Annotated in this window: 15 protein-coding genes; 5 read left to right on the top strand and 10 right to left on the bottom strand. The window is 44.7% G+C overall.

Translation table 11 applies throughout. From position 1 onward, the window contains the following. Window positions 1–310: 310 nt before the first annotated feature. Entirely contained in the window at window positions 311–5017 is a 4707-nt protein-coding gene (locus ACTXGE_RS06980) for an ESPR-type extended signal peptide-containing protein (protein ID WP_443542524.1), read from the bottom strand. Window positions 5018–5408: 391 nt separating this feature from the next. Between ACTXGE_RS06980 and ACTXGE_RS06975 the strand changes: the two genes are divergently transcribed. Both ACTXGE_RS06975 and ACTXGE_RS06970 read left to right on the top strand, forming a co-directional pair. After that, complete coding sequence (locus ACTXGE_RS06975) at window positions 5409–6041, top strand: response regulator transcription factor (RefSeq protein WP_435950397.1); 633 nt, start codon at window positions 5409–5411, stop codon at window positions 6039–6041. Between the two features lie 452 nt (window positions 6042–6493). After that, window positions 6494–8224 carry an ATP-binding response regulator gene (locus tag ACTXGE_RS06970; protein WP_443542526.1) on the top strand — a complete coding sequence of 577 codons (1731 nt, stop codon included), beginning with the start codon at window positions 6494–6496 and terminating at the stop codon, window positions 8222–8224. Window positions 8225–8286: 62 nt separating this feature from the next. On the opposite strand, the gene pssA is transcribed toward ACTXGE_RS06970, so the two are convergent. Continuing rightward, complete coding sequence (pssA, locus tag ACTXGE_RS06965) at window positions 8287–9195, bottom strand: CDP-diacylglycerol--serine O-phosphatidyltransferase (RefSeq protein WP_443542528.1); 909 nt, start codon at window positions 9193–9195, stop codon at window positions 8287–8289. 10 nt (window positions 9196–9205) lie between these two features. Continuing rightward, on the bottom strand, window positions 9206–10090 hold the full coding sequence (locus ACTXGE_RS06960; RefSeq protein ID WP_435950394.1) for a 23S rRNA (adenine(2030)-N(6))-methyltransferase RlmJ: 885 nt from the start codon (window positions 10088–10090) through the stop codon (window positions 9206–9208). 137 nt (window positions 10091–10227) lie between these two features. On the opposite strand from ACTXGE_RS06960, the gene ACTXGE_RS06955 reads away from it, so the two are divergent. After that, window positions 10228–10956: a 2OG-Fe(II) oxygenase gene (locus ACTXGE_RS06955; RefSeq protein ID WP_435950393.1), complete on the top strand. Its 729-nt coding sequence runs from the start codon at window positions 10228–10230 to the stop codon at window positions 10954–10956. A 55-nt stretch (window positions 10957–11011) separates the two neighbouring features. Further along, window positions 11012–12220, top strand: a complete 1209-nt coding sequence (gene dapE / locus ACTXGE_RS06950) for a succinyl-diaminopimelate desuccinylase (RefSeq protein WP_435950392.1) — start codon at window positions 11012–11014, stop codon at window positions 12218–12220. 60 nt (window positions 12221–12280) lie between these two features. Here dapE and ACTXGE_RS06945 read toward each other — a convergent pair whose 3' ends face one another. From ACTXGE_RS06945 to ACTXGE_RS06915, 7 genes are all read right to left on the bottom strand, one after another. Further along, on the bottom strand, window positions 12281–12730 hold the full coding sequence (locus ACTXGE_RS06945; protein WP_435950391.1) for a GNAT family N-acetyltransferase: 450 nt from the start codon (window positions 12728–12730) through the stop codon (window positions 12281–12283). Window positions 12731–12785: 55 nt separating this feature from the next. Continuing rightward, window positions 12786–13337, bottom strand: a complete 552-nt coding sequence (locus tag ACTXGE_RS06940) for a GyrI-like domain-containing protein (RefSeq protein ID WP_435950390.1) — start codon at window positions 13335–13337, stop codon at window positions 12786–12788. 71 nt (window positions 13338–13408) lie between these two features. Continuing rightward, entirely contained in the window at window positions 13409–13618 is a 210-nt protein-coding gene (gene iscX, locus ACTXGE_RS06935) for a Fe-S cluster assembly protein IscX (protein ID WP_021812734.1), read from the bottom strand. Window positions 13619–13709: 91 nt separating this feature from the next. Further along, on the bottom strand, window positions 13710–14252 hold the full coding sequence (locus ACTXGE_RS06930) for an acyl-CoA thioesterase (protein WP_443542530.1): 543 nt from the start codon (window positions 14250–14252) through the stop codon (window positions 13710–13712). Window positions 14253–14354: 102 nt separating this feature from the next. Beyond that, window positions 14355–15737, bottom strand: coding sequence for an NAD(P)(+) transhydrogenase (Re/Si-specific) subunit beta (locus ACTXGE_RS06925; RefSeq protein ID WP_435951015.1), 1383 nt, complete (start codon window positions 15735–15737; stop codon window positions 14355–14357). A 14-nt stretch (window positions 15738–15751) separates the two neighbouring features. Then, complete coding sequence (locus ACTXGE_RS06920; protein ID WP_317200666.1) at window positions 15752–16093, bottom strand: proton-translocating transhydrogenase family protein; 342 nt, start codon at window positions 16091–16093, stop codon at window positions 15752–15754. A 93-nt stretch (window positions 16094–16186) separates the two neighbouring features. Continuing rightward, the gene (locus ACTXGE_RS06915) at window positions 16187–17344 is read right to left on the bottom strand and encodes a Re/Si-specific NAD(P)(+) transhydrogenase subunit alpha (protein WP_443542531.1); all 1158 of its coding nucleotides are present in this window, start codon (window positions 17342–17344) and stop codon (window positions 16187–16189) included. 437 nt (window positions 17345–17781) lie between these two features. Here ACTXGE_RS06915 and yaaA point away from each other — a divergent pair, with 437 nt between their 5' ends. Next, the gene (yaaA, locus tag ACTXGE_RS06910) at window positions 17782–18582 is read left to right on the top strand and encodes a peroxide stress protein YaaA (RefSeq protein WP_443542533.1); all 801 of its coding nucleotides are present in this window, start codon (window positions 17782–17784) and stop codon (window positions 18580–18582) included. Window positions 18583–18602 lie beyond the last annotated feature (20 nt).

The raw sequence follows: 18602 nt of genomic DNA, 5'->3' as shown, positions 1-18602 counted from the left end.
ATAGACGCTTATTATTTGGTGTCAAGGGTTTATTTTATTTAGTTTGAAATTTCATTTCTAATTACTAAAGTAGTTAGGTTGAAACTTCTCGCTATTGGCTGGTTGGTTAGAATGATAAGTCATTCTCAATCCGCCTTCCCTCTCGACTGGGTGGCATTATACGCATGTTTAAAGTTGGGTCAAGGGGTTTGTGAAAAGAATTTAATATTCATGTTTTACCTTATCACTTTTTACTCCATTAAAAGCTAATGCAAGCTTACTATCTTCTGATGGTAAGCTTGCTTATTCTGCTTATTAACTTAAAGGTTATTTAGTCAAAGGTATAACTGACGCCGACATTACCACCATTTTGACTGCCACTGCCTCCAAAGGCGCTGCTAATGGAGAACTGTCCATCTGATGTAGTATAGCCTATACCTACTGCGTAACCAGACTCTCCTTCCCATGTGCCGCCACCAAGACCAACACTTACTTTGCCTGGGACATTAGGATAGCGTAGAGCGCCAAAGGCGAGAGCACCAGCAACAGCTGAATGAGTTTCTCCTTCGAGATCATCTATTCTTCTATCTGTATAACCAAAGGCTTCAGCACGATTTTGATTGAGCTGAGAGACGTTAACTGCATCGTTCGGATTGATACCTGCTGCAACGTTGGTGATACGGCGCTGGTTATTTGCGTTACCTACTGAGACGGTATTATCCGCACTAGTCTGTGAGTTAGCACCAAGTGCTACCGAATTGCTATTAGTCACACTACTATTAGAGCCGATAGCCACTGCATTATTTGCCTGCACGTTGACCGACTCACCAATAGCAACAGAGTTTGAGGCGTCCGTTGTATCAGTAAAGGTTGGGGTGCCATTATTGTTAGCTGTTGCTCCTGTAGCACCGACGGTAGCGTTGCTACCTAAGACTACTGAGTTGCTCGTCGTATCGCCTATGACGTTGTCGTTACCCACCGCATAGTTGGCATTACCGCCAACGATGTTAGGATCACCAAACGCACCTGAGCGATCGCCTGAGACAATGTTGCCTTTGCCGACGCTAGTAGATTGATCGCCAGTGACTATGCTATCTGTTCCTACGGCGATACTGTTAGTACCTGCAGATTTGGTATTAACACCAATAGCAATCGCACCATCAGCTGTCGCACCATTACCATTAGAGTTGCCTTCGTTTTCGTCATCAGAGCTATTGATACTTACAAATTGAACTTTACTATCTTCGATTTGCTCCACTAGTTTAGCTCTAGCGTCTTCACTGATGCCTGATTCGCCTCTGTCACCCTTATCGCCCTTAACACCTTGGGCACCCATCGCACCGTCTTGACCATCAATGCCATCAGTCCCATCAGCACCGTCTTGACCTGCTACGCCTTGCAAACCTTGCTCGCCTTGAGCACCAGTTTCGCCTTGAATGCCTTGTTCACCCTGAATACCCTGAGCACCCATTGCGCCGTCTTGACCATCAACTCCATTTTGACCCGCTGGACCTCGTTCGCCTTGTGGACCTTGAGCACCGTCTTGACCATCAATGCCGTTAGTTCCGTCCTGACCGTTTAAACCATCAGTGCCCGCTATGCCTTGTTCACCTTGGATGCCCTGCAAACCTTGCTCGCCTTGAATACCTTGAGCACCAGTTTCGCCTTGAATGCCCTGCAAACCTTGCTCGCCTTGAATACCTTGAGCACCAGTTTCGCCTTGGATGCCCTGCAAACCTTGCTCGCCTTGAATACCTTGAGCACCAGTTTCGCCTTGAATGCCTTGCAAACCTTGCTCGCCCTGAATACCTTGAGCACCAGTTTCGCCTTGAATGCCTTGCTCACCCTGTGGACCTGGTGTGAGTTCAATAGTATTTATCTGACCTTGCAAATCGTTCAACCTGCCATCAACTGCCGTGAATGCTGAACCTACATTGTCGTAGTTGGTATTGTTAATACGATAGGTCGGTGCTTGGAAAGTACCGTTCATGTTGAATGCGGCATTACCACCAAGAGCAGAGGCTAGGTTCTGTGCTTGAGAGAAGCTGTTCGTCTCTACTCTTTGTAGCTGCGCCACATTGACCGCATCAGTATCAGTCGTACCTGCTGCTACACCTGTGATTTGACGGGTTTGCCAGTTAGCAGAATCAGCATCGCTAGTATCTCCGACACTGACTGCGGCGAGCGTTGATTGCCATACTGGCGTAGTTCTGGTGTCCGCACCAAACCCCTGTACGCCTGCGTCAACTGTGGTAACGCTTTGTGATCCTAGTGCAATACTATTACGAATGTTAGCCGTCGATCCTGTACCCATCGCAACGCTGTCACGAGCGCTTGCGACTGAGGTATTACCGATAGCGGTTGCGCGGATACCGCTCGCGGTGGCGCCTACACCGAGAGCTTCATAGTCTGCTGCTGCGAACTCAAATATCTGACCACCATTACCATCGTCTTTAAAGCGTCGACCATTAAAGTCTGTTTGTATAGGGGTTGTCGCAGCAGTAAACTCAGCTTGCACTACTGCATTTGCTATTGCAACTCGCGTATCTTCGCTACCACTACCAATAGCAGTAGCGCCTACCTCTGATGCTTCATTTAAATTACCTAACGCTGAACTGGAAGCTCCTGAAGATTCGTTGTCAAAACCCATTGCCGAGCTAAAATCCCCTAAGGCTTCATTGCGATCACCTACTGCTGAGCTGTAAAAACCTGAGGCTGTGTTACTAAGACCAACTGCTGAGCTGGCAATTCCCGAGGCCGTGTTAAAAGCACCTACTGCTGAGCCGGCAACTCCCGAGGCTTGACTACCTACTCCAATTGCTACTGCATCTAAACCTGTGGCTCCATCATTTTCGCGATTTGAGTTTGCGCCTGCCTCAGTTGAGTTAATACTGACATAACGAATCTTTTGGTCTTTTAGCTGCGCCACATTGACCGCGTCGGTATCTGTCGTCCCTGCGGCGACGCCTGTAATTTGACGAGTTTGCCAATTAGCGCTATCAGCATCAGAGGTATCTCCAACACTGACTGCCGCTAAAGTTGATTGCCATACTGGTGTGGTGCGAGTGTCTGCACCGAACCCCTGTACGCCTGCGTCAACTGTGATAACGCTTTGTGATCCTAGTGCAATACTGTTACGAATATCAGCCGTTGATCCTGTACCTATAGCTAGGCTGTCACGACCACTAGCAATTGATGAGTTACCAATCGCTGTTGCGCGGATACCACTTGCGGTTGCGCCTATGCCGAGAGCTTCATAGTCACTCATTGCAAACTCAAAAATTCGACCACCATTACCATCGTCTCTAAAACGGCGATTTTGATTGTCTGTTTGTATGGGCGTGGTCGCATCGGTAAACTCAGCTTGCACCACTGCACCTACTACTGCAACTCGCGTATCTTCGCCACCACTACCAATGGCAGTAGCGCCTGCCTCTGAGGATTTATTCAAACTACCTACTGCTGAGCTACTACTGGCTGAGGCTTTGTTGGAACGACCTACTGCTAAGCTAGAATCTCCTGAAGCTGTGTTATTACTACCTAGTGCCGAGCTACCATTACCTGAGGATTCATTCTTAAAACCCACTGCCGAGCTGAAATCTCCTAAGGCTTCGTTTGAACTACCTACTGCTGAGCTAGCAGTACCTGAGGCTACGTTTTCATAACCCATCGCTGCACTATCACTACCTAAGGCTCTATTATCGCGACCCATAGCTGAGCTGGAGCTACCTGAGGCTGTGTTACTACGACCCATCGCTGAGCTATCAGGACCTGAGGCTTCGTTGCTGCGACCCAGCGCTGAGCTATTGTTGCCTGAGGCTGTGTTTTCATAACCTACCGCTGAGCTGGCAACTCCCGAGGCTGTGTTATTACGACCCAACGCTGAGCTGTTGGTACCTGAGGCTTCATTGACATAACCCATCGCTGAGCTGAAACTTCCTGAGGCAGTATTACTACGACCCAACGCTGAGCTATTGTTGCCTGAGGCTCTATTACGATTCCCTAGCGCTGAGCTATCAGGACCTGAGGCTTGACTACCTACTCCAATTGCTACTGCATTCGCACCTGTCGCACCATCGTTGTCAGCATTCGAACTTAAGCCCGTCTCAGTTGAATTAATACTCACGTAACGCGTGGTATCACCGCTTGACTCTGCAACTTGCTTCAGCTGCGCTACATTGACCGCATCGGTATCGGTTGTCCCTGCGGCGACACCTGTAATCTGACGAGTCTGCCAATTGGCACTATCAGCATCGCTGGTATCACCCACACTGACTGCCGCTAAAGTTGATTGCCATGTGGCATCGGTTCTAGTGTCTGCACCGAACCCTGCTACACCTGCATCAACTGTGGTGACGCTGCGCTCTCCTAGAGCCACACTATTAGTAATATTAGCCGTCGCGTTTGAGCCAATGGCTAAGCTATTATCAGCTGAAGCGGTGTTACTAAAACCTATTGCTGAGCTACGCTCGCCTTGAGCATTGTTACTACTACCTATCGCTGAGCTATCAAGAGCTGAAGCGGTGTTGTTAAGACCTATCGCTAAGCTATTAACACCTGAAGAAGTACTCCTATTACCTACTGATGAGCTATTAACACCTGAAGAAGTATTCCTATTACCTACTGCTACAGAATTAATACTTGGAGAATTATTATCATTGCCTACTGCTACACCTTCAATACCTACAGAAGTGTTATTATTATTACCTACTACTACAGCACCAATACCTCTAGAAGTATTATTTAAGCCGCAAGCGACGTTCCTTATTCCACTAGCAGTACTACCTCCTCCATCACCATTTACGTCGACACACACAAATGCCTGAGCACTTATCGTTGTCAGACCTAGTGTCAGACCCAATGCACCGCTTATCGCCATCGCTATCGCACGGTGTCGTAGTGTTGCACCTGTCGTACTAGCTGGTACGGTACCCGTTGTAGATTTGCTAGATTTGCCACCCGATTTGGTGATTTCACTCACTGCCACATAGCAGCCTGTTGAACGATTGAAGATAACGCGGTAGACGTGGTTTAGCATAATTGAGTCCTGATATCCTTATTCGATTAAATAACTAATTTGCAAATATTTTTTTGATAATATTTACATATTTATTCACAACGCTACGAAAGCAAATAAGGCAGACATTGTTTATAGAAATCTTTTAGTTACATGAGATTACTTAAAGTAATAATTCGGTTATAGTATAGATAAATTATGTACCGTTTGTAATAGTATAAATGTACTAGTCAGACCAAAGAGTAGATAAATCAATACTGACAAAACAAATGCTTAGACAAATCACTATTATCTATTTGTTAGATTTCGATACTTTAATAGAGGCTATTGTCTGTAAAACGGTATCTCAATAGCCTAAAAAACAAATCAATTCTGAATATACCGGTATCTTGACTTTACAAAAGGGATCTTAATGCCAAAAGATAGTTTGGAAAAAAATATTCTATTGGTTGATGACCACGCTCTATTTCGCGCAGGTCTACGTCTAATACTTGCCAGTAAGATAAAAGCCGCTATACATGAGATTGAAAAGATTAGTGACGCTAAGACGCTTGAAATCGACATTGATGTCATATTGTTGGATGTTCATCTGCCAGGTCTAAACGGTATCGATGGAATGAGTGTATTGCAGCAGCAATGGTCAGATGCACGTATTATGCTACTGTCCGCTGCTAGCAATCATGAGAATATCAATCAAGCACTCGATCAAGGGGCGAGCTGCTTTTTGAATAAAAATACAGATCCCGCTCTTATATGCAAAACAGTTCAGTCTTTGCTTGATAATCGACCGATTACCAACGCTCAGTATGCTTTAAACACAAACTCTGAGATAGTGACCCAAGCCAAACCTATACTGAGCACTAGAATGCTAGAAGTCCTAGCACTTATGGCGGAAGGTCATAGCAATAAATATATTGCAGAAAAACTAGTACTAAGCGAGAACACCATTCGCAATCATGCTGCCGCATTGATGGAACATTTTGGCGTTAACAATCGCACCAAAATGATTCTTGCCGCTCAGCAAGCCGGGTATTTGAGTCAGTAGGATAGTATGAGCTGTTTTATTAGTCACCTTCACATTATATTTATAAAGTATGACAATAGACTATGTTTAAAGATGACATTCAGGCGTTACCTGGTATTATTCCTGATGGCTACGATTCTAAGCTGATACTTGCAGAGCAGATTAGACTGGTAATGAGACATTTACCATTAGCATTGTTAGGGACTGTTTTTACAGCGTTGTGCTTTTTTGCAACGATGTTTATTACATATGATCTTAATACCAATCAAAAAATATTAAATATAGTTTGGTTAATTTATCAGGTAATAATATTGGGTATGCTGTTGTTTACTATACAACTTATACTTAAAAAGACTGACAGTCTTAGTATCTTATTTTTGAAAAGAGTATTTAGGTCTTTTGCTATTTTGTTTTCGTTCGCTATGGCTTTTGGAGTTTTTGCTTTTGTAAGCATGCTTTATCGTGTGCCTTTAATGGAGCTAAATGCCGCCAAAGCAATGATCCTGATTTGGATCGTTTTTCATATTGTTATCATTAGTGTCTGCTGGCTGAACTGGCAAAAGGTAAAAATATTAGCCTATGATGCTCAAATCAGCTTAGATAAGCCATTGTCAGATAACCGCATTCAGCAGGTATCTTCGACCTCGTCCGTCCCTATCAGCCATATAAACCACTTGTCTCACTATGCTGCTTATAACGTGCTATTTATGTGTACACTTGCAGTTGCCTGTTTATGGGCACTGGCTATAGGCAAAGCATTTATGACTAATGTGCAAAATGCAACACAAGTTATTGTACTTCTGGGATTGCATTTTGGACTGCTCAGCGGTGGTATTTCAAGTTTAGCAATGTTCTGGCGGGTCTATATTGCATACGCTGTGCCTAGTGTTTTTATGTGGACATTTTTGCTATTTTATTTAGATGAAACAGGCTTTGCTATCTTAGCTATCGCTGTTATTGGTCTGCTCTTATTTAATATTTTCTTTGCCAAACATACCTCGCTCAATACCTTAAAAGCTATTTTAATCTACCTAGAAAACCAAAGCTTAGTCACTCAGCTTCAGACAAAAACTCAGCAATTAGAAAAAGCAAATCTAGCTAAAACACAGTTTTTGGCGGCGGCGAGTCACGATTTGCGTCAACCAGTACATGCCTTGAGCTTATTTATCGAGGCACTTGTTGATACCGATCTTGATAGTCATCAAGCGCAGATAGTGGATTATGCCAAATCTGCTAGTCAATCGAGTCGGGAGATGCTCAATACTATATTGGACTACGCGCATGTAGAATCAGGACAAATGAGCCCGCATTTTGTACCCACTGATATTGATAGTATCATTCGGCATCTGGTTGATGAGTTTGGCCTGCAAGCTAAAAGCAAAGGACTATCGCTACGATACAAGTCTACTGGTATTTGGGTAATGACAGATCCGACTATGATTGGACTTATCTTAAGAAACTTTATCAGTAATGCGATACGCTACACAGCTAAGGGCGGCGTAGTGATTGGCGTACGCAAAATGCCTATAGAGAATCAATCTATCTTGTTGGAATACTGCCGCATTAGCGTGTGGGATACAGGAAGCGGCATGACGATAGATGAAACCGAACAGATATTTGAATCGTTCTATCAAATCGAGCGCAATAAAACAACGGATCAAGGTTTGGGTCTGGGCTTGGCTATCGTCAAAGGAATGGCGCAGCTCTTGAAGGCTGATCTGAACGTTAAGTCAACCGTCAAAATAGGCTCGCAGTTTTCAGTAGTACTCCCGACTTGCTCACCAAATAATAGTGACGCTTTGAATTTTAGCAAAACGATAAACTATCTAAAGAACAAAGTTATCTTAGTCATTGATGATGATGATGCGGTACTAAAGTCAATGCAATTACTCCTCGGATCTTGGGGCTGTCAGCCTGTTGCCGTACAGACGCTTGAGGAGGCAGTAACTGCTTTTAATAAGTGTCATCCTGACATGGTCATCACCGATTTTCGCTTAGCTAATGGCATAACTGGTGAGGATATTATCTTTGCGATTAGACAAAGTAGTAACTCTGCTCATTTGACGCCGTTTGTCATTTTGACTGCCGATACGACGCCGCAGCTATTTACAGCTACTAAAGCGATAAACCCTTTAGTCCTACATAAACCAATAGATCCAAAGAATCTACGCCAGCAGCTCCAACAAGTACTCGCACTTATCTAAACCAAAAAAGCCGCCTACTATCGTTAAATAGTAAGCGGCTTTATTTTAATTGTCTCTAAGTTCTACATTTTTGCTTTTATCGTTGTCACAATACCTGACAAAGCATAGATGATACCGATAGCTAAGATACCCACAGGGATATCATATATAGCGATACTGAGTATCAAAACCCCAATAATAAGCACCACAAAGGGTACTTTCTTTTTATCAAATTCTTTAAAGCTGTAGTATTTAACGTTGCTGACCATTAAGAGACCACAGATGACAACCCAGGCTGCGAACAAGAACATGACGGCTGTATCGTACTGCCCGATCCACTCGTTATGATCAACGGCAACCATGACAGCAGAGGTAACCAATATCGCAGCGAGCGGACTGGCTAGTCCCACAAAATATTTTTTATCGACAGTGCCTACTTGCACGTTAAAGCGTGCGAGTCGAAATGCGCCGCAAGCGGTAAAGACAAAAGCGCAGCCCAAACCGATACGTCCTAGTGGCTCTAAGGCAAAACTATAAATTAAAATAGCTGGCGCGATGCCAAAGGCAAGCATATCCGCCAGTGAATCATACTGCTCACCAAACGGGCTTTGGGCGTTGAGCATACGTGCTACGCGCCCATCCGCGCCATCTAATATCGCTGACAAAAAAATCGCTAGTGACGCTTTGTAGAACTCGCCTTGCGTACTTGCCAAAATCGAATAAAACCCTGATAGCAGTGATAGCGTAGTAATTAGATTGGGCGCAAGATAGACACCGCGGCTAACGACAGGCTTACCCTCCGCCACCTCGGTTTCTATCACTTCAAAAGTGAGACCGTCGTAGTCGTCATTGTCCGCTAAGCGAATATTGAACTCATGCTCATCGGCATAGGGCGGCTGAGTCACTGCGCTATCACTGATGCTATCTAAGTGGGTGTTCAATGGTGTCTCAGTGCGCTTGGCATCTGTATTTATCTTGCTATCCATACTCATCAGTTTATCCTTATTCGCCAACCAGCCAGCGCACGTTGGTAGCGCTATCAGGCGTCATGTTAGGGGCATCAGCCACTTTGAGTGCCGGCTGCAAGAATCGCAATATCTCGCGCGCTTGGTTGTCAAACTGCCAAGGCGGATTGATAATAAGCATACCCGTACCGTTGAGACCAACCGCGACATCGTTAGGATAGATGTTGAGCTCACAGATCAGCTGACGTCTGATATCAGTGCGTTTTAGCTTTTTGTAAAATAGCTCAACCGCTTCGATGTTTTTGATCGGGAACCATAGCGCATAGGTACCTTGAGGCCATTTATTATAAGAGGCGACAAGCAAGTCAATCAGACGGGTAAAGTCCTTGTGCTCTTGCTCATAAGGAGGATCTAAGAATATTAGACCACGGCGCTCAGCAGGTGGAATGACCGCGCGGATACCTTCAAACGCATCACGGTGATGAATACCAATGGGCAACTTATGCAGTTGATAATTAAGCGCGTCATACTCGCTCGCTTTGGCTTCAAAGGCTTCGCCGCGTACGCCGCCGTCAGGGTTCTTTTCGACATGGTGCGCAATCCACCATGGTGAGCCGGGATAGACTTTGCTATCGTAGGTAAAGCGTGCTTGCTTGATACCTTCTATATAGTCTTTAATAGCGGCTGGGGCTTTTTCCATATCGATATCGGCATTTCTAAGCAGCGCTTGTATACCGCCTTTGGCCTCGCCTGTCTTGCGCGCCTCTTCGCTTGCGAGCGAATACAGTCCGCGCCCGCCATAAGCATCTAGCACATAAAACGGCTTGTTCTTTTGGCTGAGCTGATTGAGGAGTTGTACGAGCAATATGTGTTTGACCACATCAGCAAAGTTACCGGCGTGGTAGGCATGTTTATAGTTCATAGTCTCAAAAGTTTAAATAAGAAAAATTGCATCTATGGTAGCATAGACAGCATAAAAGATAACGAGGTTTCGGTAACTCGCCATTGAATAAGAAAGGTGAAAAAGTCGTTTGACTATGCTTATTATAAGGATAAAAGATGACAACGATTCATAGTAATACTGAGATGATGAATTCTGATTTGGATAAATTGACTGTTAATAAGCCAATAGAATCTGATAATACCTTGCTACTTGTCCAAGATATTGCCACTCTGCAAGCCGCTGACTTTGTTGTCAATTGGGAACAAAGGCTTACCGATATGCAGCTAAATAAGCTTAGTTTTGAAGGTTTTATCATTATCGATAATGTCTTTAGTGACAAAGCTCTACTCGCTTTGCAGGCAGAGAGCGGTTTCGTTGATTATCGAGAGGCTCATCTTACAGCTGGCGTGCGTTTAAGTCATATACGCGGGGATAAAATCCGCTGGATTAATAACCACTTTTTAGCAGGATCCTATTATTTACAAAGCATTGATAAGCTCGCTGATGTTTTAAACCGTGCGCTATTTACAGGGATTCGCCACAGCGAGGCGCATTATGCCTGCTACCCTGTTGGCTTTGGCTATCAGTGGCATAGCGACAATCCTGCGGGGCGTGATGAGCGGGTGCTATCAGCGGTGTTTTATCTTAATGACAATTGGGAGGCAGGTGACGGCGGCGCAGTAGAGCTCGTTGATAATCACGGTATCTCTCATACCATTATGCCCGTTGCCAATCGCTTGATTATCTTTGCTAGCGACTTACAACATCAAGTACAAATTGCACATCGTCAGCGCTATTCTATCGCCACTTGGATGCGCCGCGATAGTTTGGTACCTTTCGCTTAACTTATCGCTTAACTTAGAAGTTTTTACACTTACTTATTATCAAAAAGGCTCGTTCATGTCCAACAATAAAGATACTTTAGCGCAAACCCACCAACAAGCCACCTTAGATTTGAGCATTGAGATGCTTGAGCGTCCCTCTGTCACGCCAGATGATGACGGCTGCCAAGATATCCTAGAAGAGCGATTGGAACGGGCAGGTTTTGACTGTGAGTTTATGTATTATGGTGACAGAGATCAAACGGGCGAGCAGGCGCAAGTCAAAAACCTCTGGGCGCGGCGCGGCAGCACTGACCCTGTAATTTGCTTCGCCGGTCACACTGATGTCGTGCCCACTGGCGATGTCAATAATTGGACATACCCTCCTTTTTCTCCTACTATTGCTGATGGCTATCTGTGGGCCCGCGGTGCTGCGGACATGAAAACAGGCATTGCCGCTTTTACCGTAGCCGCTGAGCGTTTTTCGGCTAATCATCCTGAGCACAAAGGCTCTATTGCTTTTTTGATTACCTCAGATGAAGAAGGCCCGTCTATCAATGGTACGGTCAAAGTGATTGAGACCCTGGAAGCGCGGCAAGAAAAAATTACCTACTGCCTCGTTGGTGAGCCTTCAAGTACCGATACGTTAGGTGATATTATCAAAAACGGTCGCCGTGGCTCCTTAGGTGCCCAGCTAACGGTCACAGGCAAACAAGGTCACGTCGCCTACCCGCATTTGGCCAGTAATCCGATACATGCAGCAATGGCTGCTTTGGCGGAATTAACCGCGGCTGAGTGGGATAAGGGTAACGATTACTTCCCTGCGACTTCCTTGCAAATCTCCAATATTAACAGCGGTACAGGCGCAACCAACGTCATTCCTGAAACGCTTAATGCGGTCTTTAACTTTCGCTTTTCCACAGAGACTACGGAAGAAGAACTCAAAGAAAAAACTCACGCTATTTTTGATAAACACTTCAACAATAGTAAAGCCAATTATGATATTCATTGGAAATTATCGGGTCAGCCTTTTTTGACTCCAGAAGGCAAATTGGTATCCGCTTGCCAAAACGCGATCAAATCGGTAACAGGTACAGAGACGACATTATCTACTTCAGGCGGGACATCCGACGGACGCTTTATCGCGCCGACTGGTGCACAAGTGGTTGAGCTGGGGGTGCGCAACGCAACGATTCATCAAGTCGATGAAAAGGTTGAGGTTGATGATTTGGGACGACTGGCGCAGATATATGAGGGGATTTTGGAAAATTTATTATTGGATGAATAGCTTTATTCAATTGGTGGGTTACGCTTGAGCTAACCCACCCTACGCCACTAAAGCCTTTTACTACTCAACCACCTTAACCCAAGCACTCTCATGCCGAGTAAAGCCAATCTTTGGATAATATTCAGTCGCTTGCGGCGCAGATAATAAAATAACTTTGCAGCTTGGTGGTAATTGCTGCTCAATATGTTCAATCATTGTCTTGCCAATACCTAGATTTTGATAGGCTTCATCGACAGCGATATCTGATAAATAACAACAGTAGCTAAAATCGGTGACGCAGCGTGCTACACCTATAAGCTTTTTGCTGCTATTAGTATCATTCACACCTTCTTCGTGAACCTCATCAGTCCAAGCTGTCACTAACAGATTGGCATTATCCAGCATTCCTTTTATAACATAAGGATTATCTATAGGACGGCGCTCGCCTAGACTACAACGCTTTAATACCTCTATAAATTGAAAAGGCGTAATTGGCGTATTGATTTGATAACTTACCTGCGGCGTTGGCATAGATGTTCTCTCTACTTCTCGTTGCTCGTTTCTCGTTGATCGTTGTATTAATGGCTCACTCAATCCCAATATACAGATCCAACTGCCCATACTCTAGATTGCCACCGATATAATGCTCAAAATCGACATTGTAAGTACGAGTATGCTCGCAATCAGGATTATGAAAATACTCCCACGCCTTCTCCCAAGCGTTCATCACTGTATTCGGCATTCTCCCTTCTTCGGTGAATACTAGATACTTGCCTTCAGGGATAGTCACCGTAATGACATCGCTACCATGAGCGGCACTTAAAATATTCTCAGGGCTAAGAACGTTGCTGTCTTTACTATTATTTTCATTGCTATCCTCTCCCTCTACAGGCTCGCTCTCTACCTTCCAACTAGCGACCACATCGAACGCGCCAACTAAATCCTCGCTCTCATAATTGTGATAAACCCCGTAGATATCTTCGTTATCACTAAGGTGACTGACATGGTTTTGGTAAAACTTTTGCCATAATCGACCTAACTTTGCGCTGTCATGGCTAATCTCAGCGTTATTGGTAGTACGGACACTGATACCTTTACAAACTATCGCTGTTGATAGCTCTTTGACCTGTGATGTCATAATGTTGCCTTGGTTTTATACTTATAGCGTTATATTTATAGAGTAAAACTGAGAGAGTTAAAATAGAAAAATTAATCGGCTTCATCGATCCAATTCATCTGAATCGCTTCTAGGATGCCCTCGTTTGACTTTTGTGGATCATCATCAAAGCCCTCTAATTCTGTCACCCAGCGGTGCAAATCAGTAAAACGAATGTACTGCGGATCCGTCTCGGGGAACTTCTCGTATAGCTCTATGGCGATATCTAAGCTGTCTGTCCATTTTAATTTTTGCGGGGTCATGGTGATTCCTTTATTTACGATAAAAACGATAGACTCATCCTAACAAACTTCGGCAGATGATTATAGATGCATTTATTAGAGCATGATTGAATCATACACTTGGTACTTGCATGGATTTGACAGCGACTTGATGGCTATTCCAAGTCGTGATCACATCAGTCATCTGCTCGCCTGTCATATCCAATAGCCCTGGCGTCTGCTGACCTTGTTTATTTACAAATACGAATTTGGTCATCCCTACCGCCATTAACTGATCTTTTACAAAGAAGTGATGCTCAAAATAAACATACTTTTTATTCCAGCCTGCCACCGCGCTTCTTAGAGTCATTTTGTCCAAGAATTTGATTTGCTTGAGATAAATAATCTCCTGCATAGCGACAATCCACTCAGGAGTTTTGATGCCTTTTTGATGGCAGCAGCTCCTTAGCCACTTGGTAACATTAAGCTCAATAAACGATAAAAAGCGATAATTTGGCAGATGATCCCGAAACCCTAAATCGTGCGGTAATACTCGGTAGTGCCGTATAACTGGTGCTCTTAGCACCTCTTGACTGAGAGTCTCGCTAACCGATTGTTTTTTGAGTGCTTGTTTGAGCAGACTGGTCATAATAAAAAAACGGAGCAACATGTTCATAAATCATTCTCTTTTATATTAGGGCGTGTCTAAATGCCGCCTACTTTAACGCAAAAAAAGCCACCTGAGTGACTTTCTTTGATGTGTGCTATTTTTTATAAATTAATGACCGCCGCCATTGATACTACGCACCATCTCTTCAACCATTTTTTTGGCATCACCAAAGATCATCATGGTTTTGTCCATATAGAAGAGACTGTTATCAAGGCCTGCATAACCAGTACTCATAGAGCGCTTAATGACCATAACCGTCTGTGCTTTGGTCACTTCCAAGATCGGCATACCAAAGATAGGTGACGTGGGATCGTCTTTTGCAGACGGGTTCACGACATCGTTGGCCCCGATAACGAGCACCACATCAGTACTGGCAAAGTCTGAGTTGATCTCATCCATCTCCATAATGTCGTCATAAGGCACGTCAGCTTCTGCCAAAAGGACATTCATGTGACCAGGCATACGACCTGCGACCGGATGAATGGCAAAGCGTACATTGACGCCTTCTTCTTTTAGTAACTCATAGAGCTCTTTGACTGCGTTTTGTGCACGGCCCTGTGCCATACCATAACCTGGTACGATAATCACGTCGCTAGCATTAGACATAAGGAAACCTGCGTCCTCAGCTGAGCCTGACTTATAGTTCTTAGGTGCGCCGTCGTCATCGCCACTAGCAACCGCTGTCGTACCCATACCACCAAACAAGACGTTGAGTAGTGAGCGGTTCATAGCCTTACACATGATGTAAGACAAAATGGCACCAGATGAGCCGACGAGCGAGCCTGCGATAATCAACATAGAGTTGCCAAGGGTAAAACCAATACCTGCTGCCGCCCAACCTGAGAATGAGTTAAGTAGTGAAACCACCACTGGCATATCACCGCCGCCAATAGGTGCAATCCACATCCAACCAAAGACAATAGCAAGTACCGTCATCGCATAAAAAGCAGGTAGTGAATCGGTCATGAAGTAGACCGCGCCAAACCCTATCATAGCGAGAAACAAGAGCGCTTGAACGGGTTTTACCCAGCCGCCTGTAACCGTCTTCGCCCAGCTCTTAGCTGCCAGTTTACCAAAGGCAAAGAACGACGCTGAAAAGGTAATCGCCCCGATAAAGCAGCCGATAAACAGCTCCAAGCGAGTAATCGTACTGTAGGCTTCTTCGGTATGCAGTACCGTCGCTAGTGCAATAGCAACTGCGGCAAGACCTACGAACGAGTGCATTAACGCAACCGTCTCTGGCATTTGCGTCATAGCAACGGTTCTAGCTTTCCATAGACCGACTACTGCGCCTAATACCATAGCGCCAACGATCATCCAAAGGATTGGACCTTCGGCTAAAAAGAAAGTGGTAACCACAGCAATTGCCATCGCCGCCATACCCATACGATTACCACGAATCGCCGTCTTTGGGCTAGATAGGCCGCGCAAGGTTAAAACAAATAAGATAGCACCGATAAGATAAAACCAATCCGCATTAGCCGCGATCATAGCTGAGATATTATTCATACGTTGTCTCCGCTCTCAGTAGTATCTGTTACGACCACTTTTTTAGGTTTGGGTTTAAACATGGCAAGCATACGCTCAGTCACGGCAAAACCACCAAAGATATTGACGCTGGCTAAAAATACCGCAAAAGCGCCTAATATACTGGTCGCGGTAAATACCGAACCGTCAATGACTACAGTCTGTAGCATGGCACCGACGATAACGATACTCGATAGCGCATTGGTCACTGCCATAAGCGGCGTATGTAGCGCAGGGGTGACGCCCCAAACCACGTAGTAGCCGACGAAAATAGCGAGTACAAATACGGTAAAAATCGCTACAAATGGGGTGCTAGCCATTGCCGCACCTGCTGGCGCTGCGGCTAAAATAGTGGCAATCATCTTATCCTCCTAAAATTTATTCGTAACTGACAACATTAAAATACATGAGTTTTAGCGACGAGCGAGACGAACTTGGCCGTCGTGAGTAACGGCTAAAGCGCCCTGAATCTCATCTTCCATATCTAAATGTAGTGTCAGTGCTTGAGATGAGGCATCATCTGTAGCTGGTTCTTGAATTAACGTGGTTATAAAGTTGACTAAGTTATTGGCGTATAAGTCTGATGACTGGGCTGCTAGCTGTGATGGAATATTAGCCGCTCCCACGATACGTACACCATTATCAGTAGTAATGGTTTGGTCAGGAACGCTGCCCTCAACATTACCACCTGTACCCGCTGCCATATCAATAAGCACTGAGCCTGCTTTCATTTTGTCAAGCGTAGCCTTATGCACTAAACGCGGTGCATTACGGCCAGGAATTTGCGCAGTAGTAATGACGATATCAGCGCCGCTTAGCGCTTTGTCAACGACTGCTGCTTGGTCGGTCATGTATTGCTCTGATGGCGTCCACGCATAACCACCTGTTGACTTGGCTTTTTGCGCTTCTTCATCGCTCATCGGTACATCCAGCCACTTACCGCCTAATGACTCAACTTGCTCGCGAGCACTTGGACGCAAGTCGCTGGCTTCGACGACCGCGCCTAAACGCTTGGCCGTAGCAATCGCTTGCAAACCTGCCACGCCAACGCCCAAGATAACGACTTTGGCAGGCTTGACCGTGCCTGCTGATGTCATAAACATCGGGAATGGACGCGAGTATTCGTTCGCTGCCATCAACACCGCCTTGTAGCCCGCTAAGTTAGCTTGCGAGGACAACACATCCATATTCTGCGCGCGCGATAACGTTCGCGGCAACAGCTCCATGGCATAAACCGTTGCGCCTTTTGCCGCATAAGTGTCGAGCTGAGTATTGCGATAAGGGTCGAGCATACCGACGACGATTTGACCAGTCGTAAGGCTGTCCACCATCTGAGCTGGCAAGTCATTAACTGTGGTAATAATACGCGCATCACTAATGACGTCGCTACCACTTGCTGCGATTGTGGCACCAGCGGTTTGGTAGCTCTCGTCAGAATAATAAGACGCGATACCAGCACCGGACTGAATAATCACCTCAAACCCAAGCTTACGCAGTTTTTTGACTGCATCTGGGGTTATTGCTACGCGGCTCTCATGCGAGGCATCTGCACTAATCACACCGATTTTCATACCGTCTCCTTACATCCCAATACATAACCAACCTATGCGCTTTGACTTAATTAACCAAACGCATGGTGCAAAAAATCTTTGATCAACACTCATAAAAAAATTAAGCGCTCATCAAAGACTATCATTCTGACAACTATCAATTAAATAAATGATAATGTGGCTGTCATCAGCTCGCTTTATTATAAAGACATCATTGTCTACTTATCATTGTTTAATGATGACTCATAAGTAAATAAAAAGTTAGCTAAAAGACCCTCTATTATAACTTTTATTATTGCGTCACTCTCAAAGCCAATACACACGGCTTTTGACGACAATATATAACAGTTTTGAACATGAACAAAGCACTCATGCTAAAATGTGCTATAGCATATCTAAGACTTATCTGAGTTCTCACAACCTTGCTTTTTAATAATTATTACTTAAAGGGAATCACTATGTATTTTGTTCTCTCTCCTGCCAAATCTTTAAATGAGACTGATGCCGTTCTTGTGAACATTGGCAACTACTACAGCCAGCCTGAGCTCATTGCGCACTCGCAGACCTTAATGAAATCGCTTAAGACCAAGGAGCCAATGGACTTGCAGGAGCTTATGAGCATCTCTGATGATTTAGCGCAGCTAAATGCTAAGCGCAATCAAGAGTGGCAATGGGATACGGACAAACCCTTCAATGATGACAATGCCAAACCCGCCGGCTACCTATTCGACGGTGACGTCTATACCGGACTTGATATGTATCATATGGACAAAGATACGGCTATCTATGTTAATAAGCATTTAGGGATTTTGTCAGGATTATATGGCATTATCAAACCCTTAGACTTGATCCAACCGTACAGACTTGAGATGGGCACTAAGCTCAACAATGAGCGCGGTGACAATCTTTATGAGTTTTGGGGTGAGGAAGTCACTAACGTTATCAATGCGCGTATGGCTGACAGCGATGACAAGGTATTGGTTAATCTGGCTTCCAATGAATACTTTAAGGCGGTAAAGAAAAAAGCACTAAAGGCAGATATCATCACGCCACGATTTGAAGACGAGAAAAATGGTCAATATAAAGTAATTAGCTTTTATGCCAAAAAAGCCCGTGGACTAATGGTCAAATATGCAGCAGATAATAAGCTGACCAATGCTGAGCAGCTAAAGCAGTTTGATTTGGCAGGGTATTACTACTGTGAAGACGCGTCTGATGATAAGACGTGGACGTTTAGACGAGATGAATCAAGCCAGTAGCTTGATATAAAAAATACATT

It is taken from the genome of Psychrobacter sp. T6-4, from assembly GCF_052258425.1.
Lineage (GTDB): Bacteria > Pseudomonadota > Gammaproteobacteria > Pseudomonadales > Moraxellaceae > Psychrobacter.
Note: the sequence above shows the minus strand (reverse complement) of the source record. Positions and strands in the feature narration are given on the sequence as shown.

Excerpts from the sequence above, each read along its gene's own strand:
- ACTXGE_RS06980 (WP_443542524.1), bottom strand. The coding sequence starts at position 5,017 with ATGCTAAACCACGTCTACCGCGTTATCTTCAATCGTTCAACAGGCTGC.
- ACTXGE_RS06975 (WP_435950397.1), top strand. The coding sequence starts at position 5,409 with ATGCCAAAAGATAGTTTGGAAAAAAATATTCTATTGGTTGATGACCAC.
- ACTXGE_RS06970 (WP_443542526.1), top strand. The coding sequence starts at position 6,494 with ATGGAGCTAAATGCCGCCAAAGCAATGATCCTGATTTGGATCGTTTTT.
- pssA (WP_443542528.1), bottom strand. The coding sequence starts at position 9,195 with ATGAGTATGGATAGCAAGATAAATACAGATGCCAAGCGCACTGAGACA.
- ACTXGE_RS06960 (WP_435950394.1), bottom strand. The coding sequence starts at position 10,090 with ATGAACTATAAACATGCCTACCACGCCGGTAACTTTGCTGATGTGGTC.
- ACTXGE_RS06955 (WP_435950393.1), top strand. The coding sequence starts at position 10,228 with ATGACAACGATTCATAGTAATACTGAGATGATGAATTCTGATTTGGAT.
- dapE (WP_435950392.1), top strand. The coding sequence starts at position 11,012 with ATGTCCAACAATAAAGATACTTTAGCGCAAACCCACCAACAAGCCACC.
- ACTXGE_RS06945 (WP_435950391.1), bottom strand. The coding sequence starts at position 12,730 with ATGCCAACGCCGCAGGTAAGTTATCAAATCAATACGCCAATTACGCCT.
- ACTXGE_RS06940 (WP_435950390.1), bottom strand. The coding sequence starts at position 13,337 with ATGACATCACAGGTCAAAGAGCTATCAACAGCGATAGTTTGTAAAGGT.
- iscX (WP_021812734.1), bottom strand. The coding sequence starts at position 13,618 with ATGACCCCGCAAAAATTAAAATGGACAGACAGCTTAGATATCGCCATA.
- ACTXGE_RS06930 (WP_443542530.1), bottom strand. The coding sequence starts at position 14,252 with ATGAACATGTTGCTCCGTTTTTTTATTATGACCAGTCTGCTCAAACAA.
- ACTXGE_RS06925 (WP_435951015.1), bottom strand. The coding sequence starts at position 15,737 with ATGATCGCGGCTAATGCGGATTGGTTTTATCTTATCGGTGCTATCTTA.
- ACTXGE_RS06920 (WP_317200666.1), bottom strand. The coding sequence starts at position 16,093 with ATGGCTAGCACCCCATTTGTAGCGATTTTTACCGTATTTGTACTCGCT.
- ACTXGE_RS06915 (WP_443542531.1), bottom strand. The coding sequence starts at position 17,344 with ATGAAAATCGGTGTGATTAGTGCAGATGCCTCGCATGAGAGCCGCGTA.
- yaaA (WP_443542533.1), top strand. The coding sequence starts at position 17,782 with ATGTATTTTGTTCTCTCTCCTGCCAAATCTTTAAATGAGACTGATGCC.